The organism is Planktosalinus lacus, from assembly GCF_014640155.1.
In the GTDB taxonomy this organism is placed as follows: domain Bacteria; phylum Bacteroidota; class Bacteroidia; order Flavobacteriales; family Flavobacteriaceae; genus Planktosalinus; species Planktosalinus lacus.
This window is the reverse complement of the sequence record NZ_BMGK01000007.1, coordinates 200,145-223,028: the sequence shown is the minus strand read 5'-3', so window position 1 is coordinate 223,028 and position 22,884 is coordinate 200,145. Positions and strand designations below refer to the sequence as shown.

At 36.7% G+C, this 22,884-nt stretch carries 27 protein-coding genes; 22 read left to right on the top strand and 5 right to left on the bottom strand.

The features are described from left to right. Window positions 1-76: 76 nt before the first annotated feature. From IEV69_RS10080 to mnhG, 7 genes are read left to right on the top strand one after another with little or no spacing between them, the layout of a single operon-like run. Window positions 77-2,383, top strand: a complete 2,307-nt coding sequence (locus IEV69_RS10080; protein WP_188442059.1) for a putative monovalent cation/H+ antiporter subunit A — start codon at window positions 77-79, stop codon at window positions 2,381-2,383. An 11-nt stretch (window positions 2,384-2,394) separates the two neighbouring features. Next, window positions 2,395-2,808: a Na+/H+ antiporter subunit B gene (locus IEV69_RS10075; RefSeq protein ID WP_188442057.1), complete on the top strand. Its 414-nt coding sequence runs from the start codon at window positions 2,395-2,397 to the stop codon at window positions 2,806-2,808. A 2-nt stretch (window positions 2,809-2,810) separates the two neighbouring features. Beyond that, entirely contained in the window at window positions 2,811-3,164 is a 354-nt protein-coding gene (locus IEV69_RS10070) for a Na+/H+ antiporter subunit C (protein ID WP_188442055.1), read from the top strand. Continuing rightward, window positions 3,161-4,684, top strand: a complete 1,524-nt coding sequence (locus IEV69_RS10065; protein ID WP_188442053.1) for a proton-conducting transporter transmembrane domain-containing protein — start codon at window positions 3,161-3,163, stop codon at window positions 4,682-4,684. The genes IEV69_RS10070 and IEV69_RS10065 overlap by 4 nt, the downstream gene beginning before the upstream one ends. Further along, window positions 4,681-5,157 (top strand): Na+/H+ antiporter subunit E, encoded by a 477-nt coding sequence (locus tag IEV69_RS10060; RefSeq protein WP_188442049.1) that lies wholly within the window; start codon window positions 4,681-4,683, stop codon window positions 5,155-5,157. Before IEV69_RS10065 ends, IEV69_RS10060 begins: the two co-directional genes overlap by 4 nt. Then, window positions 5,154-5,429, top strand: a complete 276-nt coding sequence (locus tag IEV69_RS10055) for a cation:proton antiporter (RefSeq protein WP_188442048.1) — start codon at window positions 5,154-5,156, stop codon at window positions 5,427-5,429. The genes IEV69_RS10060 and IEV69_RS10055 overlap by 4 nt, the downstream gene beginning before the upstream one ends. Then, window positions 5,422-5,790, top strand: a complete 369-nt coding sequence (gene mnhG / locus IEV69_RS10050; RefSeq protein WP_188442047.1) for a monovalent cation/H(+) antiporter subunit G — start codon at window positions 5,422-5,424, stop codon at window positions 5,788-5,790. Before IEV69_RS10055 ends, mnhG begins: the two co-directional genes overlap by 8 nt. Before the next feature lie 68 nt (window positions 5,791-5,858). Here the strand turns inward: mnhG and IEV69_RS10045 are convergent, their stop codons facing one another. After that, entirely contained in the window at window positions 5,859-6,329 is a 471-nt protein-coding gene (locus IEV69_RS10045; protein WP_188442045.1) for a regulatory protein RecX, read from the bottom strand. 45 nt (window positions 6,330-6,374) lie between these two features. On the opposite strand from IEV69_RS10045, the gene mutY reads away from it, so the two are divergent. The 4 genes from mutY to IEV69_RS10025 are packed head-to-tail and all read left to right on the top strand — an operon-like array spanning window position 6,375 to window position 9,451. After that, window positions 6,375-7,442 (top strand): A/G-specific adenine glycosylase, encoded by a 1,068-nt coding sequence (gene mutY, locus IEV69_RS10040; RefSeq protein ID WP_308420134.1) that lies wholly within the window; start codon window positions 6,375-6,377, stop codon window positions 7,440-7,442. A 47-nt stretch (window positions 7,443-7,489) separates the two neighbouring features. Continuing rightward, window positions 7,490-7,954 carry a single-stranded DNA-binding protein gene (locus tag IEV69_RS10035; protein ID WP_188442043.1) on the top strand — a complete coding sequence of 155 codons (465 nt, stop codon included), beginning with the start codon at window positions 7,490-7,492 and terminating at the stop codon, window positions 7,952-7,954. Window positions 7,955-8,000: 46 nt separating this feature from the next. Further along, entirely contained in the window at window positions 8,001-8,549 is a 549-nt protein-coding gene (gene gldD, locus IEV69_RS10030; RefSeq protein WP_188442041.1) for a gliding motility lipoprotein GldD, read from the top strand. Continuing rightward, entirely contained in the window at window positions 8,540-9,451 is a 912-nt protein-coding gene (locus IEV69_RS10025; protein WP_188442039.1) for a T9SS type A sorting domain-containing protein, read from the top strand. The genes gldD and IEV69_RS10025 overlap by 10 nt, the downstream gene beginning before the upstream one ends. 52 nt (window positions 9,452-9,503) lie before the next feature. Here IEV69_RS10025 and IEV69_RS10020 read toward each other — a convergent pair whose 3' ends face one another. Continuing rightward, window positions 9,504-9,911 (bottom strand): heavy-metal-associated domain-containing protein, encoded by a 408-nt coding sequence (locus tag IEV69_RS10020; protein ID WP_188442037.1) that lies wholly within the window; start codon window positions 9,909-9,911, stop codon window positions 9,504-9,506. Between the two features lie 86 nt (window positions 9,912-9,997). On the opposite strand from IEV69_RS10020, the gene IEV69_RS10015 reads away from it, so the two are divergent. Further along, a complete protein-coding gene (locus IEV69_RS10015) occupies window positions 9,998-10,897 on the top strand; it encodes a DMT family transporter (protein ID WP_188442035.1) in 900 nt (299 codons plus the stop codon). A 44-nt stretch (window positions 10,898-10,941) separates the two neighbouring features. Here IEV69_RS10015 and IEV69_RS10010 read toward each other — a convergent pair whose 3' ends face one another. Continuing rightward, window positions 10,942-13,008: a M16 family metallopeptidase gene (locus tag IEV69_RS10010; protein WP_188442033.1), complete on the bottom strand. Its 2,067-nt coding sequence runs from the start codon at window positions 13,006-13,008 to the stop codon at window positions 10,942-10,944. Window positions 13,009-13,020: 12 nt separating this feature from the next. Continuing rightward, a complete protein-coding gene (locus tag IEV69_RS10005; RefSeq protein ID WP_188442031.1) occupies window positions 13,021-14,340 on the bottom strand; it encodes a M16 family metallopeptidase in 1,320 nt (439 codons plus the stop codon). A 192-nt stretch (window positions 14,341-14,532) separates the two neighbouring features. On the opposite strand from IEV69_RS10005, the gene IEV69_RS10000 reads away from it, so the two are divergent. The 3 genes from IEV69_RS10000 to rpmA all read left to right on the top strand — a co-directional run bounded on the left by IEV69_RS10000 (window position 14,533) and on the right by rpmA (window position 16,131). Then, window positions 14,533-14,982 (top strand): DUF4199 domain-containing protein, encoded by a 450-nt coding sequence (locus IEV69_RS10000; RefSeq protein ID WP_188442029.1) that lies wholly within the window; start codon window positions 14,533-14,535, stop codon window positions 14,980-14,982. 109 nt (window positions 14,983-15,091) lie between these two features. Continuing rightward, window positions 15,092-15,844, top strand: coding sequence for a 50S ribosomal protein L21 (gene rplU / locus IEV69_RS09995; RefSeq protein WP_188442027.1), 753 nt, complete (start codon window positions 15,092-15,094; stop codon window positions 15,842-15,844). 26 nt (window positions 15,845-15,870) lie between these two features. Further along, window positions 15,871-16,131 carry a 50S ribosomal protein L27 gene (gene rpmA / locus IEV69_RS09990; protein WP_188442025.1) on the top strand — a complete coding sequence of 87 codons (261 nt, stop codon included), beginning with the start codon at window positions 15,871-15,873 and terminating at the stop codon, window positions 16,129-16,131. An 80-nt stretch (window positions 16,132-16,211) separates the two neighbouring features. Here rpmA and ahcY read toward each other — a convergent pair whose 3' ends face one another. Next, complete coding sequence (gene ahcY, locus IEV69_RS09985; protein ID WP_188442023.1) at window positions 16,212-17,528, bottom strand: adenosylhomocysteinase; 1,317 nt, start codon at window positions 17,526-17,528, stop codon at window positions 16,212-16,214. Between the two features lie 63 nt (window positions 17,529-17,591). Here ahcY and IEV69_RS09980 point away from each other — a divergent pair, with 63 nt between their 5' ends. Genes IEV69_RS09980 through IEV69_RS09950 form a run of 7 tightly spaced genes read left to right on the top strand, consistent with a single transcriptional unit; the run spans window position 17,592 to window position 22,884 of the window. Further along, window positions 17,592-18,218: a 4'-phosphopantetheinyl transferase family protein gene (locus tag IEV69_RS09980; protein WP_188442021.1), complete on the top strand. Its 627-nt coding sequence runs from the start codon at window positions 17,592-17,594 to the stop codon at window positions 18,216-18,218. Window positions 18,219-18,230: 12 nt separating this feature from the next. Further along, entirely contained in the window at window positions 18,231-18,938 is a 708-nt protein-coding gene (locus IEV69_RS09975; protein WP_188442018.1) for a phosphoglycerol geranylgeranyltransferase, read from the top strand. A gap of 16 nt (window positions 18,939-18,954) precedes the next feature. Then, a complete protein-coding gene (locus IEV69_RS09970) occupies window positions 18,955-19,926 on the top strand; it encodes a peptidase associated/transthyretin-like domain-containing protein (protein WP_188442016.1) in 972 nt (323 codons plus the stop codon). Window positions 19,927-19,949: 23 nt separating this feature from the next. Further along, window positions 19,950-20,210: a thiamine-binding protein gene (locus IEV69_RS09965; RefSeq protein ID WP_188442014.1), complete on the top strand. Its 261-nt coding sequence runs from the start codon at window positions 19,950-19,952 to the stop codon at window positions 20,208-20,210. After that, window positions 20,194-20,835 carry a nicotinamide riboside transporter PnuC gene (gene pnuC / locus IEV69_RS09960; RefSeq protein ID WP_188442012.1) on the top strand — a complete coding sequence of 214 codons (642 nt, stop codon included), beginning with the start codon at window positions 20,194-20,196 and terminating at the stop codon, window positions 20,833-20,835. Before IEV69_RS09965 ends, pnuC begins: the two co-directional genes overlap by 17 nt. A gap of 5 nt (window positions 20,836-20,840) precedes the next feature. Beyond that, window positions 20,841-21,377, top strand: a complete 537-nt coding sequence (locus IEV69_RS09955; RefSeq protein WP_308420135.1) for an AAA family ATPase — start codon at window positions 20,841-20,843, stop codon at window positions 21,375-21,377. Then, a complete protein-coding gene (locus IEV69_RS09950) occupies window positions 21,355-22,884 on the top strand; it encodes a DUF4301 family protein (protein WP_188442008.1) in 1,530 nt (509 codons plus the stop codon). The genes IEV69_RS09955 and IEV69_RS09950 overlap by 23 nt, the downstream gene beginning before the upstream one ends.

The following is a 22,884-nucleotide window of genomic DNA, read 5'->3' as shown; positions in this document are numbered from 1 at the left end:
CCTTGAATCTATACTGATTCCTCAGTTTTAAAACTTGTTAAAATCCACTATATTTGTGATTGACACTTAAAACTATATGCTAACCGCCATACTTACAGGTTTTATTTTTTCGCTTCTTTTGGTCGTAGCCGGAAAATATATTAAAGGAAAAGCTGCGATTCTTTCGGCTCTCGTTCCATTGGGACTTTTTATTTATTTTTTACAATTTACACGTCAAATATCCTCCGGTGAAATCATTACCAAGACCTATGAATGGGTTCCATCACTGGGAGTAAATCTAGGTTTTACATTAGATGGTATATCATTAATTTTCACTTTAATGATTACCGGAATTGGTTTTCTGGTTTTTGCTTATACAGCAACTTACCTCAAAGGCCACGAATACCTTGACAGGTTTTATGGTTACTTAGGTATTTTTATGGCTGCGATGCTGGGCGTTGTGCTTTCAGACAACATAATTTCACTTTTTATTTTTTGGGAATTAACCAGTATAAGTTCGTTTTTCCTCATTGGATTTAACAACAAAGAAAAGGCTTCCAGAAAATCAGCCGTTCTTGCACTTTCCATTACAGGAATTGGAGGGTTGTTATTGCTTGCGGGAGCGCTAATTTTAGGAAATATAACAGGAACATACAGCATTTCTGAAATGCTTCTTTCTAAAGATTTGATTGCTGAAAGCTCACATTATATCATTATAGTGATCTTAATATTTGGAGCTGCTTTCACAAAATCTGCTCAATTTCCATTTCATTTCTGGTTACCAGGTGCAATGAAAGCACCCACTCCTGTCTCAACCTATTTACATTCTGCAACGATGGTAAAAGCAGGTGTGTATTTGTTAATGCGATTTACTCCTTCTTTGGGAAATACTGAACTTTGGAATACCACCCTGATTACTGTGGGTGCAATAACGATGGTTTATGCTGCCATACACACACTTTTTAGAACAGATTTAAAAGGAATATTGGCTTATTCTACCATTGCCGCTTTAGGTATTCTTGTCTTTCTGATTGGGCTCGGAACCCGCGAAGCCTTCGTGGCAGCCTGTGTATTTATTTTAGTTCACGCACTTTATAAAGCAACGCTTTTCCTGGTTACGGGAATTATAGATCACGAAACCGGCACAAGAGATGTTACACGTCTATCAGGCTTACGAAAAGTATTACTACCTGTTGCTATAGCAGGATTTTTAGCTGCAATTTCAAATGCCGGTATTCCGCCCAGCTTTGGTTTTATAGGAAAAGATCTTATTTATGAAGCAACCCTTCACTTTGGAAATACAGGTGTTTTATTAACTGCCTTAGCAATTATCACTAACATACTTTTGTTGTATGCCGGATTTCTAGCCGGTATTAAACCCTTTACTGGAAAATTACCTCAATCATTTGAAAAAGCACATATGCCCGGATTCTTAATGTGGATACCTCCCTTAATTTTAGCAATTTTGGGTATCACAATTGGAGTCTTTCCTTCCATTGTTCAAGATTCTTTAATTCAACCCGCAGTTACTGCTATGGGTCAAAACGGAAGTGAAATACAAATCAAACTTTGGCACGGGTTCAATTTAATTTTAGGATTGAGTGCCATCACCATTGGGGTTGGATTACTAATCTATTTCTTGTTTAAACCTTCCCTAAAGTTAGAAAAAGGAATTGCAAAATTTGACAAAATCGCACCAAAATCAATAGTGGAATCGATTGGTTATGGTTTTGGCCAAGGATCAAAAAAAGTCACCGGCTTAATTCAGAATGGATATTTAAGGTATTATGTCTCAGTAATTATATTATTTTTGGTGCTATTGACAGGGTATACACTTCTGCAAAACACCAAATATGTAATTGATTACGATTCCTTTTCTGAATTAACCGTTTATGAAGTACTTACCTTACTTGTAATGGCAGTTGGGATTTTATATACTGTATTTACAAGATCCAGATTGGCTGCTGTTGCCGCAATGGGTGTTGTGGGGCTTGCTATCAGTTTAATTTTTGTGTACTACAGTGCGCCAGACCTGGCGATGACACAATTTTCGATTGATACCTTAACCGTAATATTATTTGTTTTAGTACTTTATAGATTACCAAAGTACTTAAAGCTTTCTGACCGAAAAGCACGGATTAAAGACGGTATTTTATCAGTTGTTTTTGGCTCGCTGATAACTGTATTGGCATTAGAGGTCCTGGGAGAGCCACAAGGATCTCAGATAACAGATTTTTATGCAGAAAATGCCTATGTCCTTGCAAAAGGAAAGAATGTAGTCAATGTTATTTTAGTAGATTTCAGGGGAATTGACACATTTATGGAAATCGCAGTATTAACTATTGCAGCAATTGGTGTATTTTCATTACTGAAACTGAGACTAACCAAGAAAAACAGAAAATAACCAAGCAAACTATGAAAACAATTATCCTCAGAACAGCTTCAAATTATCTTTTGCCGCTCTTGCTTTTGTTTTCTATTTTCATTTTGCTTAGAGGGCATTATTTACCTGGTGGTGGTTTTGTTGGTGGTCTCATCGCATCAATTGCTTTTGTGTTACACGCTTTTGCAAACGGACTTGAAAACACAAAAAACCTAATAAAAATGCATCCGGGCTTTTTAATGCCGGTTGGTTTGTTGGTGGCATTTCTTGCCGGAGTGTCTCCGGCTTTAATCTCTAACCTGCCTTTTATGACCGGTATATGGTTTCCAGAACCACTAGCTGTTATTGGCATGGTGGGCTCTGCCCTGTTTTTTGATATTGGAGTATATTTGGTAGTTATAGGGGTTTCATTAACAATAATTTTCACAATCACAGAATCAGCATAATTATGGAGTTTTTACTAGCCATATTGATTGGACTTTTATATGCCTCGGGCTTGTATATGATGCTGAGAAGAAGCTTGGTTAAGCTAATTATCGGTCTTATTTTACTTGGCAACGGTGCCAATTTATTGATTTTTCTTTTGGGTAGAATTACCAAAGGAAAACCGCCTATCATTCCTGAAGAATCAAAATTCTTTTTGGATGCTTATGCAGATCCCGTACCTCAAGCCTTGATTCTCACAGCTATTGTTATAAGCTTTGGATTACAATCGTTTGCAATTGTTTTGATAAAAAGAGCTTATAAAGTTGTAAAAACTGATGACCTTGATCAAATGAACTCAACTGACGAATTTTCATGATACAACATATAGTTTTATACCCCATAATTGTTCATTTGCTTCTGGCAATATTGTTGCTATTTTCTTGGAATAGCATCAAAATACAAAAGATAATAAGTGCTGCAGGAAGTGTTTTAAGTTTACTGGTGGCCATATGGCTTTTCAGTACTGTTTGGAATGAAGGCACCCTTACCATACAAGCTGGAAACTGGGAAGCCCCCTTTGGAATTACATTTGTAGCCGATGCCTTTGCCGCAACGATGGTTTTACTAACTGCAATAAGCGGAATTGCCGTTTCTTATTTTTCTATAGGCACCATTTTAAAAGCCCGCCTGAAGTTTGGCTACCTGCCAATACTTCATTTTTTACTGCTTGGTCTCAACGGGGCATTTCTAACCGGTGATATTTTTAACCTCTATGTCTGGTTTGAAATTATTATCATTAGTTCGTTTGTTTTGATAACCTTGGGCGGAGAAAAAAAGCAGCTGGAAGGCGCAGTTAAATACTTTACTCTAAACATTTTTGCATCAGTAATCTTTTTAACAGCGGTGGCTGTTTTATATGGATTAACCGGCTCACTTAATATGGCCGACCTTTCCTTAAAAGTTGCAGCAATCGAAAACAGAGGATTGGTCGAAGTAACAGCCATTTTATTTTTAATAGGCTTCGGGATTAAAGCAGCTATTTTTCCACTTTACTTTTGGCTCCCGGCATCTTATCACACCCCGCCACCGGCAGTTTCTGCTGTGTTTGGCGGATTATTAACCAAAGTGGGCGTCTATGCTTTGATAAGGGTATTTACCTTAATCTTTGTAGGCGATGCATTTTTGGAAACCATCATCCTAACACTGGCGGGACTCACTTTATTTGTTGGTGCTATAGGGGCGTTGGTTCAAAACAATATTTCGAAAATATTTTCATACCTTATCATTTCTCATATTGGGTTTATGATACTCGGTTTGGGCTTGTATACTGAAGCAGCTATAGCTGGAGCAATCTTTTATATCATTCATGATATAGTCGTCAAGACAAACCTGTTTATGGTAAGCGGATTGATTTACCGACTCAAAGGAACCATGAGCATGAAGAATCTTGGGGGCATTTATGCAAAACACCCATTACTATCACTTTTAATGCTCGTTCCACTGTTTTCGGTTGTTGGAATCCCCCCATTATCAGGTTTTTGGCCTAAACTCTCTCTGATTACTGAAAGCTTCAAGATTGAAAATTATTGGTTGATAGGAGCCATAATATTTGCTACCTTTATTACACTTTTTGTAATTGCACGCATTTGGGCAGAAGTGTTTTGGAAAGAAGGAAAAAAACTTCCAACTATTCAAAACTTCAGGTATTTCCACCTGTTAAAATTGGAAAAGAAAATACAGATTTTAGGTCCCATCGCTTTTTTGGCTTTTATTTCATTGTATATTGGTTTTGGTGCAGAAAACATACAACAATTAGCAGAAAGAGTGGGTACTGAATTAATGAACAATCAATTGTATATAGAATCAGTTTTAGGAAACATTAAAGAACAACCATGAGAAGTAGATTTTTAAGCAATATCCTATTGACCTTTATTTGGGTTGCCCTTACAGGAAGTTTTGATTTGCTGAACTTCGTTTTTGGATTTGTGTTGAGCTTTCTTATTTTGTGGGTGATTACTTTGGGCAAAGGAGAGTCAAAATATTTTAAAATTTTACCTAAGATGATTGCTTTTTTCTTTTTCTTTCTCTATGAGTTATTTAAAGCAAACTTGCAGGTTGCCTATGATGTAATTACACCCAAATTTTATATGAAACCAGGGATTATAAAAGTTCCGCTGGATGCTAAAACCGATTTGGAAATCACACTCTTGGCCAATTTAATTTCCTTAACTCCTGGAACTTTGAGCCTAGATGTGTCTAATGACAAAAAAGTGCTGTATGTGCACGGGATGTATGTTTCAAATAAAGAAAAATTTATTCAAGGAATTAAACAAGGATTTGAAAAACGGTTGTTAGAAATTTTAAGATGACCTTACACGACTACCTATATTATATTTTATTGCCCATCCTTTCGTTTTCGATCGTGTTGTTGTTCATTCGATTTCTAATGGGCCCCAGTATAGCAGATCGTGTCATAACGCTTGATTTATTAATTACAACAGGAATTGGGGTCATTGCCATTTATAGCATTACCTCAAACCAGCCCACCTTTCTTGACATTGCAATGATTTTGGCATTGATTGCATTTTTGGGCACCGTGGCTTTTTCATATTATTTAGAAAAAAGAAATAAAAATGAGTGATATAATAATAGGCATATTGGCAACTTTAGGTACTTTGTTTGTTTTGCTGGCAGCAGTGGGAGTTATCAGGATGCCCGATACTTATTTGCGGATATCTGTTACTACCAAAGCAGCCACACTGGGCATTGGCTTAATTCTGGCTGCAGCTGCTATCTATTTCAATGAAATATCAATTACATCAAGAGTGTTGGCAATCATTTTATTCATCCTCTTAACCGCACCTGTGGGGGCTCACCTCATAGGGCGTGCCTCTTATTTTATTGGAGTAAAATTATGGAGTAAATCACTAATTGATGACCTGGAAGGGAAATATAAAAAATCTACTCACGAATTAAAAAGTGAAGGTACTGAAGAGGATTAATCACGAACTGTTGAACCCTAAGAGGTACTAATACTCAGGCCAACCTAAATGCAAAAAATATTTCAGATTTAAGGAACTAACCCGGTTACCCTTTCATACACCAAATCACTCTCCCAACCCCGATACAGCAAATAATCTGCTAGTTTTTTTCTTTTTTTATACTTATTGGTTTCTTTGATTTGATAAAAACGCTTTTCAGCCAATTCATCCAATGTTTTTAAATAGTTTTCATTATCTATTTCCTGAAGGGCCAGTTTGATGTTATAAGCAGAAATTTTTCGCCTTTTGAGTTCATTCACAATACGATTTCTTCCCCATTTTTTTATAGAAAACTTTCCACGGGCAAATGCTTTGGCAAAACGGCTTTCGTTTATAAAATCATTTTCAAACAAGTGAAGCATGATTTTTTCAACCGCTTGAGGTATCATTTGCATTGCTCTCAATTTTTGCTCTACCTCCTGATGACAACGCTCCTGATAAATACAGTATCGCTCCATCCTGGTTTGTGCCTCATGTATTGAGTAGACTTTTTGATTCATATCTCAAAGGAAACATATTTCACTTAAAAAAGCAATGTCGTTTGAATGCAAGAAGTTATTTTTGTGAGAATATTTACTTCTATGAACTTTTCAAAACTGCTTATTGACTGGTATCAATTAAACAAACGAGCGCTTCCATGGCGCAAAACAACCAATCCATACGCAGTCTGGCTTTCTGAAATAATTCTCCAGCAAACACGCATTGATCAGGGTTTATCTTATTATGAAAAATTTATTGAAACCTTCCCCACGGTTTTTGATTTGGCCAAAGCCGATGAAGAAACTGTTTTAAAACTCTGGCAAGGACTGGGCTATTATTCCCGAGCCAGGAACTTGCATCATACAGCAAAATTTGTAGTTGAACATTTCAATGGAACATTCCCCGATAATTATAAAGAGCTCAAAAAACTAAAAGGAATTGGTGACTATACTGCTAGTGCCATCGCTTCCATTTGTTATGATGAACCCCAGGCTGTTGTGGATGGCAATGTATTTCGTGTTTTGTCCAGGGTGTTTGGTATTGAAACTCCCATTAATACAACACAGGCTGCCAAAGAGTTTAAAACACTGGCCCAAAGTTTACTTGACCAAACAAATCCCGGTGAATTCAATCAGGCGTTGATGGAGTTTGGTGCCACCCAATGTAAACCTCAAAAACCCCTATGCAGTGGATGTATTTTTAAAGATCATTGCATTGCTTTCAATACCGGAAAAGTAACTTTACTTCCAATAAAAACATCTAAACTCAAAGTGCGTAATCGCTATTTTAATTATTTAGTTGTTGTTTCAGCAAATGAAAAAACCTTACTCGAAAAGAGAACACAAAACGGAATTTGGAAAAACCTTTATCAATTTCCGCTGATAGAAAAAGAAAATAATAGTATTCTAAATACTGCTGAAATCGAGGATGTCTTTGATATAACCAAAATTGAATCTGTGACGCTTTTCAATGAAAAACCCATTCAACACAAACTCTCACACCAGCATTTACACATCCGCTTTTGGATAGTGAATACAGATATGATTCCAAAAGATGGATATGCAATTTCAGAAATCAATAAATATCCCGTACCCGTTGTAATTCAAAATTTTATTGAGCGCTTCTCCTTTTAAAAGCAATTGAAAAGTAATATCTTTGAACGAAACTAAAAACAAAAGTTATGAGTGGAACACTGAATAAAGTCATGTTAATTGGACACACAGGAGATGATGTAAAAATGATTCATTTTGAAGGAGGAAATTGCATTGGACGTTTTCCGTTGGCCACCAATGAAGTGTATACAAACAAAACATCAGGAGAAAAAGTGACCAACACTGAGTGGCACAACATCGTAGTGAGAAATAAAGCAGCTGAAATTTGTGAGCGTTATTTGAAAAAAGGAGACAAAGTATATATAGAAGGTCGTTTAAAAACAAGAAAATGGACAGACGATCAGGGCAATGAACGTTACAGCACAGAAATTCAATGTACAGATTTCACCTTTTTAACTCCTAAAAGTGAATCTGAAAATTACAATCAAAAAACAAGCCCACAACCTGAAACCTCTACAGAATCCAAGCCAACACAAGCCCAACCTCAACAAGGTCAAGATGAAAAGCAGGATGAAGATGACCTGCCTTTTTAATACGTTTTAAATAATAAATGCGTTCTTGTTTTAAAGGAATCGTTTCATGAGGTATGTATTGTTATTTATAGGATTTTTATTTTTGGCAAGCTGCGGTGATGAAGTAGTTGTGAAGCCTAAAGCACTTTTACATCTTCAATATCCTGAACCCATTTATGTCTCCCCAAAAATAGAATGCCCTTTTAATTTTGTTTACAACGCTCAGGCAAATTTACAATCCAAAAACAATTGCTGGTTGGACCTAGTGTATCCCAATATGAAAGCAACGATTCATTTGACATACCGACCAATTGAAAACAATATCGACTCTTTGTTGTATGACGCCCAAAAATTGACTTACGACCACACCATTAAAGCTTCTTCCATCTATGAGCAACCCAGGGTAGATTCAATCAACAACGTGTATGGAATGCTGTATATGATTAATGGAAATGCTGCTACATCAACTCAGTTTTATGTAACTGACAGCACAAAGCATTTTGTCACCGGTTCGCTTTACTTTAAAAGCAGACCAAATTTTGACTCTATTTTACCTGCAATTTCTTATATTCGTGAAGATATTAGACGAATTATGGAAACAATTCAATGGCAATAAAATTTCATTTCTTTAAAAGAACCGCATTCATTTTTTTAATTTTTTCTGGCTTTTCAGTTTCATCTCAAAGCTATACCCCTCTATTGGACGACCTCAATGAATGGCAGTTTACTTCTTGTTTCTCAGGTTGTGTAACAGATGTCTATTTTACTGATGGAGACACCCTTGTAAACAATAAAACGTATAAAATCCTCGACGGTTATCACTACATCAATCGCAATCTCCTTTTGCGTGAAAATAGCAACGAACAAAAAGTATATCTCACTATACTTGAACCTCAATATACTGAGGATTTATTGCTCTATGATTTTTCTATGGAAGTGGGTGAAACTATTGAAATGCTGAACCCCATCACTCCATTTCCAGCCAATGGAGGATTTTATGTATTAGACTCTATTATAAACCTGCCTTTGGCTGATGGAAATGAATACAGGCATTTCTACTTTTCTCCCACGCCTTCAAATACCATTAGCAACACCAATGCTATCTGGGTAGAAGGAATGGGCTCATTGTCTATGATCAATGCCCCCGGTGGTGAACCAGATGTTAACAATGTTGGAAAAGTGAGTTGTTTCTTTAAAAATACCGAGATGTTCTATTCAAATCTTGATTCTATCGATGTTTGCGAACCGGTACATTTGGATTTGAATTCCTTTGTGAGAGACGATTTTAAAATACAACTCATCTCCGAAGCTAAAAAAAATCATTTTAGTTTGGTTTACGCCGAAAAGTTAACAAACCTCAAACTTTTTGATTTAAGCGGAAAGAAATTACAAACTAAATCTGTTCAAAATCAAAGTACTGTTTATCTTGATTTAAGCACAGTCAAATCAGGGCTTTACATCTTAAAAGCGACTACAACTTCTAGCAGGCCAAAAACTTTTAAGGTAGTGATTCAATAAAAAAACCCGACACTATTTGCCGGGCTTCCCTTAGTTTTAATATTTTGAGAGTTTATTCATTCTGCGCTTCAGTCCTATCTGAAAGTTGTGTGCCATTCCAACTTGTCACACTGTAAGTTTCAGAAGTATTAACAACTGTTTTAGTAATTTTTTCCTGATTTGCAAGTTGTGCATCAAAAGAAATTGTAGCTGTTTTTGAATCAAAATCAACCTTTACTTCTTTAACGCCGTCCATTTGGGCGATGTTTTTCTCTATCACTTTTGCACAACCCATAGCACACTTCATTCCTTCAATTTCAAAAGTAGCATCTGTATAAACTGCGTTGGGGTTTAGTTCTTTTTCTTTAACAGGAGCTGAAGCAACTTCCACAGCTTTTGTTTCAGGCTGAGACTCGTTTTTACACGAAAAACTTAACATTGCTAACGCCACGAATAAAAAGGTATATTTAAATGTTCTCATTTCTTTAATTATAAAATTTTTACAAAGTTACAAATTAAGAAGATTAATCGGTTTAAATTGTTGAATTTTGTCACTCATTTTACACTATGGAGAAAGACAATATCAAGTGGGTTTATCTAATCTTACTTTCCATAATTTGGGGAAGTTCGTTTATATTGATTAAAAAAGCTCTTGTGGGCTTAACCCCCTTGCAGGTAGGCTCTTTAAGAATTGTAATTGCCGGGGTTTTCCTTTTTATTATTGGCTTTAATCGCATTCGAAAACTCACTAAGTATCAGTGGAAATGGGTTGCTATAGCAGGTTTTTTAGGAACTTTTTTTCCTGCGTTTTTCTTTGCCTTTGCACAAACAGAAATTGACAGTGCCATTACCTCCATTCTCAATGCGACCACTCCCATTATGACCTTGATTTTTGGGGCTATGTTTTTTGCCATTGGTTTTTCTAAAAGACAATTGTGGGGTGTTTTAATTGGTCTGGCCGGTTGTTTATTGTTAATTTGGCAAAGTGCAGACATCAATCCAAATCAAAATTACTGGTATGTGTTGTTTATTTTTATGGCTACAGTGGGCTATGCTATGAATGTAAATGTGATCAAAACCCGTTTACAGGAACTTACACCACTGGGCATTTCAGCAGGGAGTTTTTTCGTGATCATGATTCCTGCGCTTATAATTTTAATCTCTACAGGTTTCTTCAAGGCCGAAACACTTCAAGCTCCGGGCACATTGAATGCAGCAGGATATATCGCTTTACTGGCCATTTTTGGAACTGCTTTGGCTCTTTTAGTATTTAACAAACTGATTCAAATAAGCACGCCGGTGTTCTCTACTTCGGTAACTTACACAATACCTATTGTTGCACTACTCTGGGGAATTATAGATGGTGAGCAATTTTCATTTATGCAGTTGATTGGCGGCGGAATCATTCTGGTGGGAGTAGTCCTTGCCAACAGCAAAAAGCGTATACGAAAAACCGCCCCGGTTTAGCGGGGCGGTTTTTTATCTAAAATCTTAAGTCTGATTTCTAATGTCTATTTAAAATCCTCTTCGCTTACGCCTTCATTGATTTTAATATCAGTAACCTCAAATTTAATTTCCTGAGGTCCTGCCGAAACGGTCATTGTGTGCGGGAATTGAATACCTCCCACTTCTTTATAATCACCATATAAAATTGATGATTTCATTGGTGTACCATTCACTTCTTGAGTGTTCTCGTCTTTGATTTTCAAGCCGGTTTCAGCATTGTAAAAGCTCACTTTAGAATCTCCGTAACCAACTGCATAAGCAGTGACTCCATCTACAGTATCCATTCCAATAAGTGTTGCTTTGGCAGGATCCAATTCTGGAAACAAACCGGTTCCTTCTTTCATATCTGCCAATTGCTTCTCATCAAACTCCATTTTTTGTCCTTGTGCCATGGTGTAACCTGTTTGACCGTCAAACACCGTTTTTTGAAGTGGCATTCCACCCATCAAAATAGCTTGTGACATTTTATTGTCGCTGGTCACTTTCATTTCCATACCCAATTGCATTCCTTGCATAGTAGCGCCTGCAGTTGTGAATACTGATTTAACATCATTGAGTTTACCTTTTCCGCCAATAGCATTTATATAGTTGTTCAACACTGTTTCAATAGTTACTGAAGGATCCATTGCTATCGTATAGTTGGGTTCTTCAACCTCATTTCCGTAAATGTCAAAGTATTTTACCGGAATCATGGTGCCGTCTCCTCTGTCAATCTTTTTAAGACCTTCGAGTACTTCAGAACCTTTTCCGGTGACGACGATACGAGCATTGTTAACCAAAAAGTATTTGTTGGCAACTCGCTTTACATCTTCAGCAGTAACAGCATTGATTTTCTTGAGGTAGTTTTCATAAAAGTCTTTCGACAGGTTTTGAATTTCGATGTTCAATGCATAATTCGCAATGGTTTCAGGACGCTCAAGTGCCAATACAAAGTTCCCTGTATATTTCGCTTTCGCTAAAGCCAGTTTATCATTTTCAACCAGGTTTTCTCTAATGTTCTTGATTTCATGTAGCATTTCAACAACTGCGCTATCTGTCACTGCATTTCTAACACTGGTGGAAGCATAAAAACTTGTAACGTGTTTACCGGCTCCTGTAGATGAACGTGCTCCATAAGTCCACCCTTTGTCCTCACGCAGGTTCATATTGAGGTAACTGTTAAAATCTCCTCCCAAAATACTGTTTGCTATTAAAACAGCGTGGTAATCAGGGTCGCTCATTTTTAAGTTGACGATGTTTTCAACTACCAGTTCAGACTGAACTGCATTGGGCATATCTATAAAATTGATTTGAGTGTATTGCACATCTGTAGGATCAGAATAACTTACATCCAACACGTTTCGTTTTGGCCAGTTTTCAAAATGTGCTTTGGCAAGAGCCTCTACTTTTGAAAAGTTTACATCACCAATTACTACCAGATAAGCATTTTCCGGTGAGAAAAAGTTTTCATAATAATTTTTTACATCTGCTAAGGTGATGTTTTGAACGGTTTCTTCGGTTGCAAACTCACCTTTAGGGTGTTTTTTTCCGTACAACAATGCAGAAGAAACTTGTCTTGAAACTGTTGAAACATCTTTTTTGTTGTTTTTCAACGCCTCTAGCAACTTATCTTTCTCCTTTTGGAATTCTTCTCCATCCAACAAAGGATTTTTTGCAGCGTCTGCAAACAATTCAAAAATACGGTCAAAATATTTTGATAGGGAACTGGCAAAACCACTCTGTGAGCCAAAGTTTATAGAAGCTCCAAGAAAATCAACCTCCTCGTTAAAATCTTCCTTTGAAATAGATGTGGTTCCATTTCCTAGCATGGCAGCCAATAGTGATTCAACACCAGCTTTGTCCTGAGACGCATAAAGTGGGTTGTCTAAACGCAATTGAATTCTAACTCTGGGAAGTTTGGTGTTTCTCACCACCATAACTTTCATGCCATTGTCTAATTCAAAAGACTGTGGTGTTGAAAGATTGATGGTTGGTGCGGGTGCAGGAACAGGACGTTTAGAACGGTCAACCTGCGCATTGATAAAGCTTATAAAAAATAAACAAGCTGTTAAAGATAGTATATACTTTTTCATTGATCTGTAATTTTATTGTTTGTCATTTTCAGGTAAATACTCTAAACGCAGTCGTTGGTTTGGGTTTAGATATTTTCTTGCAGCTTCTCTGATTTCTTCTCTGGTAATCGAACGGTAAATGTCAATTTCATTGTTTATCAAATTAATATCTCCATAGAGCATTTGATAAGTTGCCAATGAACCGGCAATACCTGCAATCGTAGCATTTGAGTTTACAAAACGGTTTTCAAACACGTTTTGTAGCTTTTCAAACTCTCTTTCAGAAATTAATTCGGTTTGAAGTTTTACGATTTCTTCATCAATCTCTTTGGTTAAATCTTCAAGAGAAGTATTGTTTAATGGAAGAGCAAAGGTTAAATACATTCCATAATCTTGTTGACTCACGTTAAATGCAGATACTTGAAGCGCCATCTTTTTGTCGTCTACCAATTTTTTATACAATCTTGAGCTTTTACCGTCACTCAAAATGGTTGAAACCATGTCGAGAACACGCGCCTCACGTGTGTTCATTGCTGGTGTTCTGTAGGCGTGAAGAACAGCTGGAATTTGAATATTAGGGTCATAAGCCACCGCATTGATTTGCTCAGTTATAGGATCTTCTTTTATATTGACTCTTTCAACTTCAGCTCCTCTGGGTATAGGACCAAAATAATCCTGAATCATTTTTTTTACTTCTGGAACATTTATATCTCCGGCCACAACTAAAGTAGCATTGTTGGGTACATAAAACTTTTCATTAAAAGCAAGAAATTCATCAAGAGTTGCTGCATCAAGATGCTCCATACTTCCGATTGGTGACCAACGATAAGGGTGTTTTTTAAACATATTTTTCTTTACTTCTGAAAAAATATTTCCATATGGCTGGTTATCAACACGCAGTCTTTTTTCTTCTTTCACTACTTCATTTTGAGTATCCACACCCACTTGGTTAATGATGGGATGAAGCATGCGCTCGCTTTCCATCCATAAACCTACCTCAACAGCATTTGAGGGAAATAGTTCATAATAATAAGTACGATCATCGCTGGTGTTGGCATTGTTTGATCCGCCGTAAGACGAAACAATTTTAAACCACTCTCCTCTTTCAATATTTTCTGTTCCTTCAAACAAAAGGTGTTCAAAAAAGTGAGCAAATCCTGTGCGCTCTGGGTTTTCGTCTTTAGCACCTACCTGATACATCACCGAAGTGATCACTACAGGAGCTGTATCATCCTGATGTAAAATAACATGCAAGCCATTGTCTAATTTGTACTCTTCAAAAGCAACTTCTTGTGCTTGAACATAAGTAAAAGCAAAAAGAAGCAATGCTATGGTAAAAAGATTTTTTCTCATAGTAATTGTTATTGATTAAAAATGTGACTCATTAGTATTAAAATAGTGAAGATTGTTACACGATTCATAGTTTACAAAGATAAGATTATGAGTGTATCCTTTATACAAAACTTAAAAAATTAACAATGTGTTAGTGATAATTAATTCTAAATTTTACGATATTGGAGACAACTAACTTTAAAAATCTCAATCATGACAAAACATTATATGAAATATGGTTTAATAATTTCTGTATTATTAATTGTTTACTTCTTGGTTCTTCGATTTTTTAACCTACACACACTTACTGTTTTAAGTGCCTTCAATGCTGTGATTTTTGGGTTTGGAATTTACCAAGCCATTACAAATTATAAAAAAAATCATACTAAATTTAAATATGAAAAAGGCTTTCAGGCTGGACTGTTAAGCGGTGCGTTTGCTTCAGTATTGTTCGGTATAGTAATGGCGATCTACATGTACCACATTGATCCAGAGTTTGCAACAACCATTCTGGAAGGCTGGGATGTAAACCTGAGTAACGGACCATTAACACTTATAGTTTCTGTTTTAATAATGGGACTTGCCACTTCATTTGTCCTCACCCTTGCCTTTATGCAGTTACTAAAGGACTCATGGAACACCAACCAAAACAAACCCAATTAAAAAAAGTGGATAACAGGGATTTGTATATTCATTTTTTAGGTGTATATTTGCGCCCGCGTTAGAAGAAAATCTAATGTTTAATCAAGTTTAAATTAACTAAAAACACGCTATGTACGCAATTGTAGAGATAGCAGGGCAGCAATTTAAAGTTGCGAAAGACCAAAAAGTGTTTGTTCACCGTTTATCTGAAGAGGAGGGTTCATCTGTCACTTTTGACAATGTACTACTTATTGAAGAAGGGGACAATATCACATTAGGCGCCCCGGCTATAGAAGGAGCTCAGGTAGGAGCAAAAATCACGAGACACCTTAAAGGTGACAAAGTAATTGTTTTCAAAAAGAAAAGACGTAAAGGATACCAAAAGAAAAATGGTCACCGTCAATCGCTTTCTGAAATCGTAATTGAAAGCATTGTTGCTTCAGGTGCTAAAAAAGCTGCCAAGAAAGAACAAAAAGCAACTGCTCCAAAAGCCGAGAAAAAAGCTCCGGCTAAAAAGGCAGAGAAAGCGACTCCAAAAACGGAAAAAGCAACTCCAAAAAAAGAAGTTGAAGTTAGCGATAACTTAGTATCAAGAGCTCAAAACCGTGCAGAAGAAGGCAATATTGAAATCAACCTTGAAAAACTTTTCGCCAATATTGGTACAGCTTTAAAGGGTGATGCTGATGATTTAAAACAAATCAACGGAATCGGGCCGGCTTATGAAGAAAAGTTAAATGAAATCGGAATATACACATTTCAGCAAATTAGCAAATTGAAAGCAGCAGACAGAGAGCAGCTTTCAGCTTTAGATGGCGTTACCCGAGAAAAGATTGAATCTGAAGAATGGGTGAAGCAAGCAAAAGAATTGTTGAAAAACAAATAAAATAATAATTTAAAAAAAGTTAAGCCATGGCACATAAAAAAGGTGTTGGTAGTTCCAAAAACGGCAGGGAATCAGAATCAAAACGCTTAGGTGTTAAGATTTTTGGTGGACAAGCTGCTGTAGCCGGAAATATCATCGTAAGACAAAGAGGGACTGCACACAATCCAGGTGAAAATGTGTATGCCGGAAAAGACCACACCCTTCACGCTCAAGTGGATGGATTAGTTAAATTCACAAAAAAGAAAGACAATAAATCATACGTTTCGATTGAACCGTTTGAAGCATAGTTTTCTTTCTTTTATAGAATATAAAAAAACCCTTTCTGGAATCAGAAAGGGTTTTTTGTTTGATTGTATGTAATTAAGTTTTAATATCTGTAGTAATCAGGTTTAAAGGGACCGTCAACAGTAACTCCAATGTAGCTCGCTTGATCTTCTCTCAGAGTTTCCAGCTCAACACCTATGCGCTCCAAATGAAGTTTTGCTACTTTTTCGTCAAGGTGTTTTGGTAAAACATACACCTTGTTTTCATAATTGTCAGTATTTTTCCACAATTCTATTTGAGCCAAAGTTTGGTTTGTAAACGAGTTGCTCATCACAAAACTTGGGTGACCTGTTGCACAACCCAAGTTTACCAAACGCCCTTCTGCAAGCACAACAATATCTTTTCCGTCTATGGTGTATTTATCCACCTGAGGCTTAATTTCATCCTTGGTTGCCCCATAGTTCTTGTTCAACCAGGCCATATCAATCTCATTATCAAAATGACCAATGTTACAAACAATTGCTTTGTCTCTCATCGCTCTGAAATGACGCTCTTGAATAATATCTTTGTTACCGGTAGCAGTACAAACAACATCGGCATTCCCAATCACAGTTTCAAGGCGTTTTACCTCATACCCATCCATCGCAGCTTGCAAAGCACAAATAGGATCAATTTCAGTTACAGTAACAATAGAACCTGCTCCTCTGAAAGATGCTGCAGTTCCTTTTCCAACATCACCATACCCACACACTACCACGCGCTTTCCGGCAAGCATGGTGTCTGTTGCACGACGCACAGCATCCACCGCACTTTCACGACAGCCATATTTATTGTCAAATTTCGATTTTGTAACACTATCATTCACATTGATAGCAGGCATTGGAAGGGTGCCATTTTTCATTCGTTCATATAAACGGTGCACACCTGTAGTTGTTTCTTCTGAAAGGCCCTTAATACCAGAAGCCAATTCAGGATAATTGTCCAAAACCATATTGGTCAAATCACCTCCGTCATCAAGAATCATATTTAAAGGCTTTCGGTCTTCACCGAAAAATAAGGTTTGCTCAATACACCAGTTAAACTCTTCTTCTGTCATTCCTTTCCAGGCATAAACAGGAATCCCGGCAGCAGCAATCGCTGCAGCAGCTTGATCCTGGGTTGAAAAAATATTACAAGAACTCCAGGTAACTTCAGCACCCAATGCTATTAAGGTTTCTATCAACACAGCCGTTTGTATAGTCATATGTAAACATCCGGCAATACGTGCTCCTTTAAGGGGCTGCTCATTTTTAAACTCTTCTCTAAGGGACATAAGACCCGGCATTTCTGCTTCAGCCAATTCAATTTCCTTTCTTCCCCAGGCAGCAAGAGAAATATCTTTTACTTTATAAGCCGTATAAGGCACAGTTTTAGTACTCATAATGTTATATTTGTATAATATGATTTTTAAGAATACAAAAATACAGATTATCTACCAAAACCTATGCCTCTTTACAAAACAATAACAATAAACCCACATACTAAAGTACTCATTTGGAAGATTGAAGAGCCTTTTGAGGAACTCATAAAAGACATTCCTCTCACTGAAAACAGCCGGTTCAGGATATCAAAAATGCTTTCAGACATTCACAAAAGAGGCTTTTTAAGTGTGCGCCATTTATTAAAAGAAGCCGGGTATACCGATTTTGATTTGGTTTACAACGAAGACGGAAAACCGGATTTAAAAGACCATACCTGTATTTCAATTACTCACTCTCATGAATTTTCCGGAATAATTATTAGTAAGAATGAAGTGGGAATAGACATCGAGAAACAACGAGATAAAATTTTACGCATCGCCAATAAATTTACCCCTTTAAAAGAATACAGAACCCTGGCAAACGACGCTGCCGTTATTCAGAAATTAACTATTGTATGGTGTGCCAAAGAAGCATTATACAAGCTATATGCAAATAGAGGCGTGAGCTTTTTGCACCACATTGATGTAAGGGATTTTCAATTTGAAGACAATGAAACCACTGCCGAAATTATTTTCAATGGAAAAATAAACTCCTACCAAGTCCACTTTTTTGAGTTTGAACAATTCACCTGTGCTTATGCACTTTGTTAATCTTTCATTTTGATGAGTGCCATTTACACATCATTTACTAACGCAAAAAAAAAGGGAGTCAAACAACTCGCAATTTTGATCGACCCTGAAGATTTTGATCCAAAAAATACTTTAGAATTTTTAAACAAAATCCCCAAAACTACTACCCATCTTTTTGTGGGAGGAAGCACTGCAACAAAATTTCAAACTGAGACTATAGTGAATATCTTCAAACAATTCTCAAAGCTCCCGGTTGTACTATTTCCGGGTGATGCAAAACAGATTACTAATAAAGCAGATGCACTTCTTTTCCTGAGTTTATTCTCAGGCGACAATCCCGAATACCTCATCAATCAACAAGTAAAAGCGGTAAAATCGCTTCAAGAAAGTACTATGGAAGTTATTCCCACTGCCTATTTATTGATAGATGGTGGGGCCAGAAGTGCAGTAGAACGCGTCAGCAATACCAAACCCATGGCTCAAAACGACATTAAAAAAATTATCCATACAGCATTGGCAGGGCAATATTCCGGAAAGAAACTCGTCTACCTGGAAGCTGGAAGTGGTGCTAAAAACAGGGTTTCAAATCAAATTATTCTGTCTGTTTCAAAAGCATTGAACATCCCGTTGATAGTGGGTGGGGGCATTCGCTCTGCCCACGAACTGGAAGAAGTTTTTAAAATGGGAGCAGATATCGTAGTGATTGGAACAGCTTTTGAACAAAATATATTCGTATCTTGAAAAAAGAAAATAACAAATGAAAATTTACTCATTAATCTTCATTCTAGCATTCACTAATTTGATTTCGGGTCAAACCATTCGCTTTTTTGATGCAGAAACTCAAGAACCCGTTTCATTTGCAACCATCTCATTTGGAAACGGACTCGGTTCTTATGCCAATGCTGAAGGGGAGTTTTTATACCAGAAAAAGCGCTACCCAGATGTAGACACCCTCTTTGTTTCAGCTTTGGGTTATGAAGAAATCAGCATCCTCACTTCAACAATTAAGGAAGCCTATTCACTTGCGCCAAAAGTTGACCAATTGAAAGAAGTAGTCCTCTCAAGCCTGCCTGACGGCAAATATAAAAAAAGGGAAGTTGAACCTATTTCGCACACCAATTACCACAATTCATGGCTTCAAACCGTGGAAAGTGAAATCGCTGTTTTGTTTCAAAAAATTGATGCTAAACCCACTAAAATTGCTACTCTATTATTGCCCATCAATGTCAAGGAAGAAGTGGCAGGCAAAATCATTCCCGTTAGGAAATTTTCAACTTTGATGCGCGTGAAATTTTATGAGAACGACAATGGCCTTCCGGGAAATGAAATTTCTTATGGTAACATCGTTTTCAACATAACTGAAAAAGAAAAAAAGGACGTTTTTGAACTCGACCTTTCAGACAATAACATCTTTATCCCACAAGAAGGTTTGTATGTTTCCATTCAAGTGTTAGGACCCACTGACAGTAATGGAAACCTTATTCAAACAAAAACCTATAACGAATACAAAACCAAAAGAGGAATTGAAAAAATTGCTGTATCCTTCAGACCATTATTGCCTTTAACAAACCAACTGAGCGGCAAACAAACCATGGTAAGACGCATTTTTTTTAACAATAAGAAATGGCAAGCCTTTAATTTTGATTACAATCCAAATTCTGAATTGCTCAGAAACGGCTATGACAATTATGGAATGGGCGCCAAACTGCACGTATTCAAAAATGATTAAAACAATAAGCAATATTTTATTTTATGGAAATCTCTGTTGAACTCACCCTTTCACCACTTCAGGACACTTATGAACAACCCATTATTGATTTTATAAAAAAATTGCGAGTCTCTGGCCTGAAGGTTTCAGAAAACCCCTTAAGCACCCAGGTTTATGGCGATTATGATACAGTAATGAACGTGCTTCAGGACGAAATGAAAATAGCACTCGAGGCTATTGAGCGTGGCGTATTGTATATAAAAATTGTAAAATCAAACCGAAGCGAGTATGTCCCTCATTTTTGATTGGCTCTTTAGTCAGTACAGCGGTTACTCTACCCTGTTTATTTCACTAGAGATCATTGCTGTTTTTTTTGGCTTGCTCTCAGTTTGGTATGCAAAAAAAGATAACATCCTGGTGTTTCCCACCGGCATAATAAGCACATCCATTTTTGTTTATTTACTCTATCAATGGGGACTCATTGGTGATATGCTCATCAATGGGTATTATTTTTCAATGAGTGTCTATGGCTGGTATATCTGGACAAGAAAAGTAGATGCTAAACACTTTACCCCAATTACAACTACCTCAAAAAAAGAAAAGCTTCAGTCAGTTATCTTATTTATTGCAGGAATGAGCTTTGTTTTTATTGTATATCAGTTATTCGATAAATGGAACGACTGGGTAGCTTATGTAGACACGCTTACAACTGCCATATTTTTTGTAGGAATGTGGCTTATGGCTAAAAAGAAAATTGAAAACTGGCTCTATTGGATTGTGGGTGACCTCATCTCCATACCACTATATTTCTATAAAGGTTATACCTTTACCTCTTTACAATATTTAATCTTTACCATCATTGCAATTTACGGCTACCTGGAATGGAAAAAAATAATCAACAACCCCAAACTACAAGCAAAAACTTCTTGAAAGTAGTGTTTTTTGGGCCTGAATCAACCGGAAAAACTACACTTTCTCAAGATCTTGCAAAACAGTTCAACACTTCCTGGGCTCCGGAGTTTATGAGAACTTACCTGCAAAAAAAATGGGACTTGCACAAGGAGGTATGTCAAATAGATGACTTGATTCCAATCGCTGAAGGTCAGCTTCAAAACGAGGCTTTCGCCGAAAAATATGCAAAAAATGTAGTATTTTACGACACCAATTTATTGCAACTCAAAGTCTATTCTGAAGTCTACTATAACGGCTTTTGCCCCGAAAAAATTAAATCTTGGGTGCAAAATAATAAATATGATCTTTATTTTTTGTTATACATCGATATACCTTGGGAAGCAGATGACCTAAGAGATAAGCCCGATGATAGAGAACACATGTTTCAGATATTTGAAGAAGAATTGAAACAACAAAACATTAACTACAAAGTTTTAAAAGGCAACTACAACCGACGACTGAAAGAAGCCAATGATGTAGTAGAAAAGCTATTAGAGAATGAAATTTACCAAAAAAGATAACATACAAATTCAACAACACGGACTCACGGAAGCTAAAGTCCTGAAGGATTTAAAACGTTTTGAGAACGGCATTCCTTTTATCCACCTTATTAGTGCTGCTACCCACTCAAACGGGATACTTTGCTTTTCTCAAAAGGAAAAAGAACATCTCATAAAACTGTACGACAAAAGAAAGGACAACCTGACCATTGTAAAATTTGTTCCTGCATCTGGAGCTGCCACAAGAATGTTTAAGCATTTACATTATTTTGTGGAAACCTACAAACCTGATGAACAAAAATTCAACAATTACCTGGCCGAAAACGATACACAACTGTTGGAAGATTTTTTAAAAGGCCTTCCGCATTTTGCATTTACCAAAAAACTGCGTAAAAAACTCAGGAAATTGTATCCCGAATTTAAATTCTATAAAAAAGGGAAGCGCATTCATTTACTGGTAAAAACACTGCTTAAAGAAGATGGGCTTAACTATAGCAAGCTTCCGAAAGGTCTGGTTCCGTTTCATAAATACAAAAAAAATACTGCTACTGCTTTTGAAGAGCAATTATTGGAAACCGGTTTTTATGCCTCAACTCAAGGACAATGTTATATTCATTTTACCTTTGCTGAAACCTTTGTTGAACATTTTAAAAAGGAGTTTTTAAAAGTAAAAAAACGCGTAGAACGCAAAACCAAATCCAACTTAAACATTTCTTATTCCTTTCAAAAACCATCAACAGATACAATTGCAACAACTTTAAAAAACACACCATACAGAGACACAGATAAAAACTTGCATTTCAGACCGGCGGGTCATGGAGCACTTTTGGAAAACCTCAACGAAATGGAAGCTGACCTTCTTTTCATTAAAAACATTGACAATGTAGTGACCGAAGAGCAACTGGAAACTGTTGCAATTCATAAAAAAATCCTCGCCGGAAAGCTTTTGGAAATCCAAACAAAAGTTTTCAACTATTTAAAAAGTATCGATAAAAATCCAGAAAAAACAAGCCTCTTGAAAGACATCAGAGGGTTTATGGCATCAGAATTAAACATTAAAACCCTGCCCGAAACTTTAGATGAAGCACAAAAACTACTCAACCGTCCCATCAGGGTATGTGGAATGGTTCAAAATACCGGTGCTCCCGGCGGGGGTCCTTTTTGGATAAAAAATCAAGAGGGTAATATTTCATTACAAATTGTAGAACTTTCACAGGTTGACAAAAACGATTCACACCAAATGAATATCATTCAGGAAGCGACTCACTTCAATCCGGTAGATTTAGTTTGTGGCATCAAAAATTACAATGGTGAAAAGTTTGATCTCACACAATTTGTCAACCCCGAAACCGGATTTATTTCTCATAAAAGCCATCAGGGAAAAACCATCAAAGCACTCGAACTGCCAGGACTCTGGAATGGCAGTATGGCACACTGGACCACTCTTTTTGTAGAAGTGCCCTTATTGACCTTCAACCCTGTAAAAACGGTCAATGATCTTTTAAAAGAAACCCATCAGGTAGTTTAA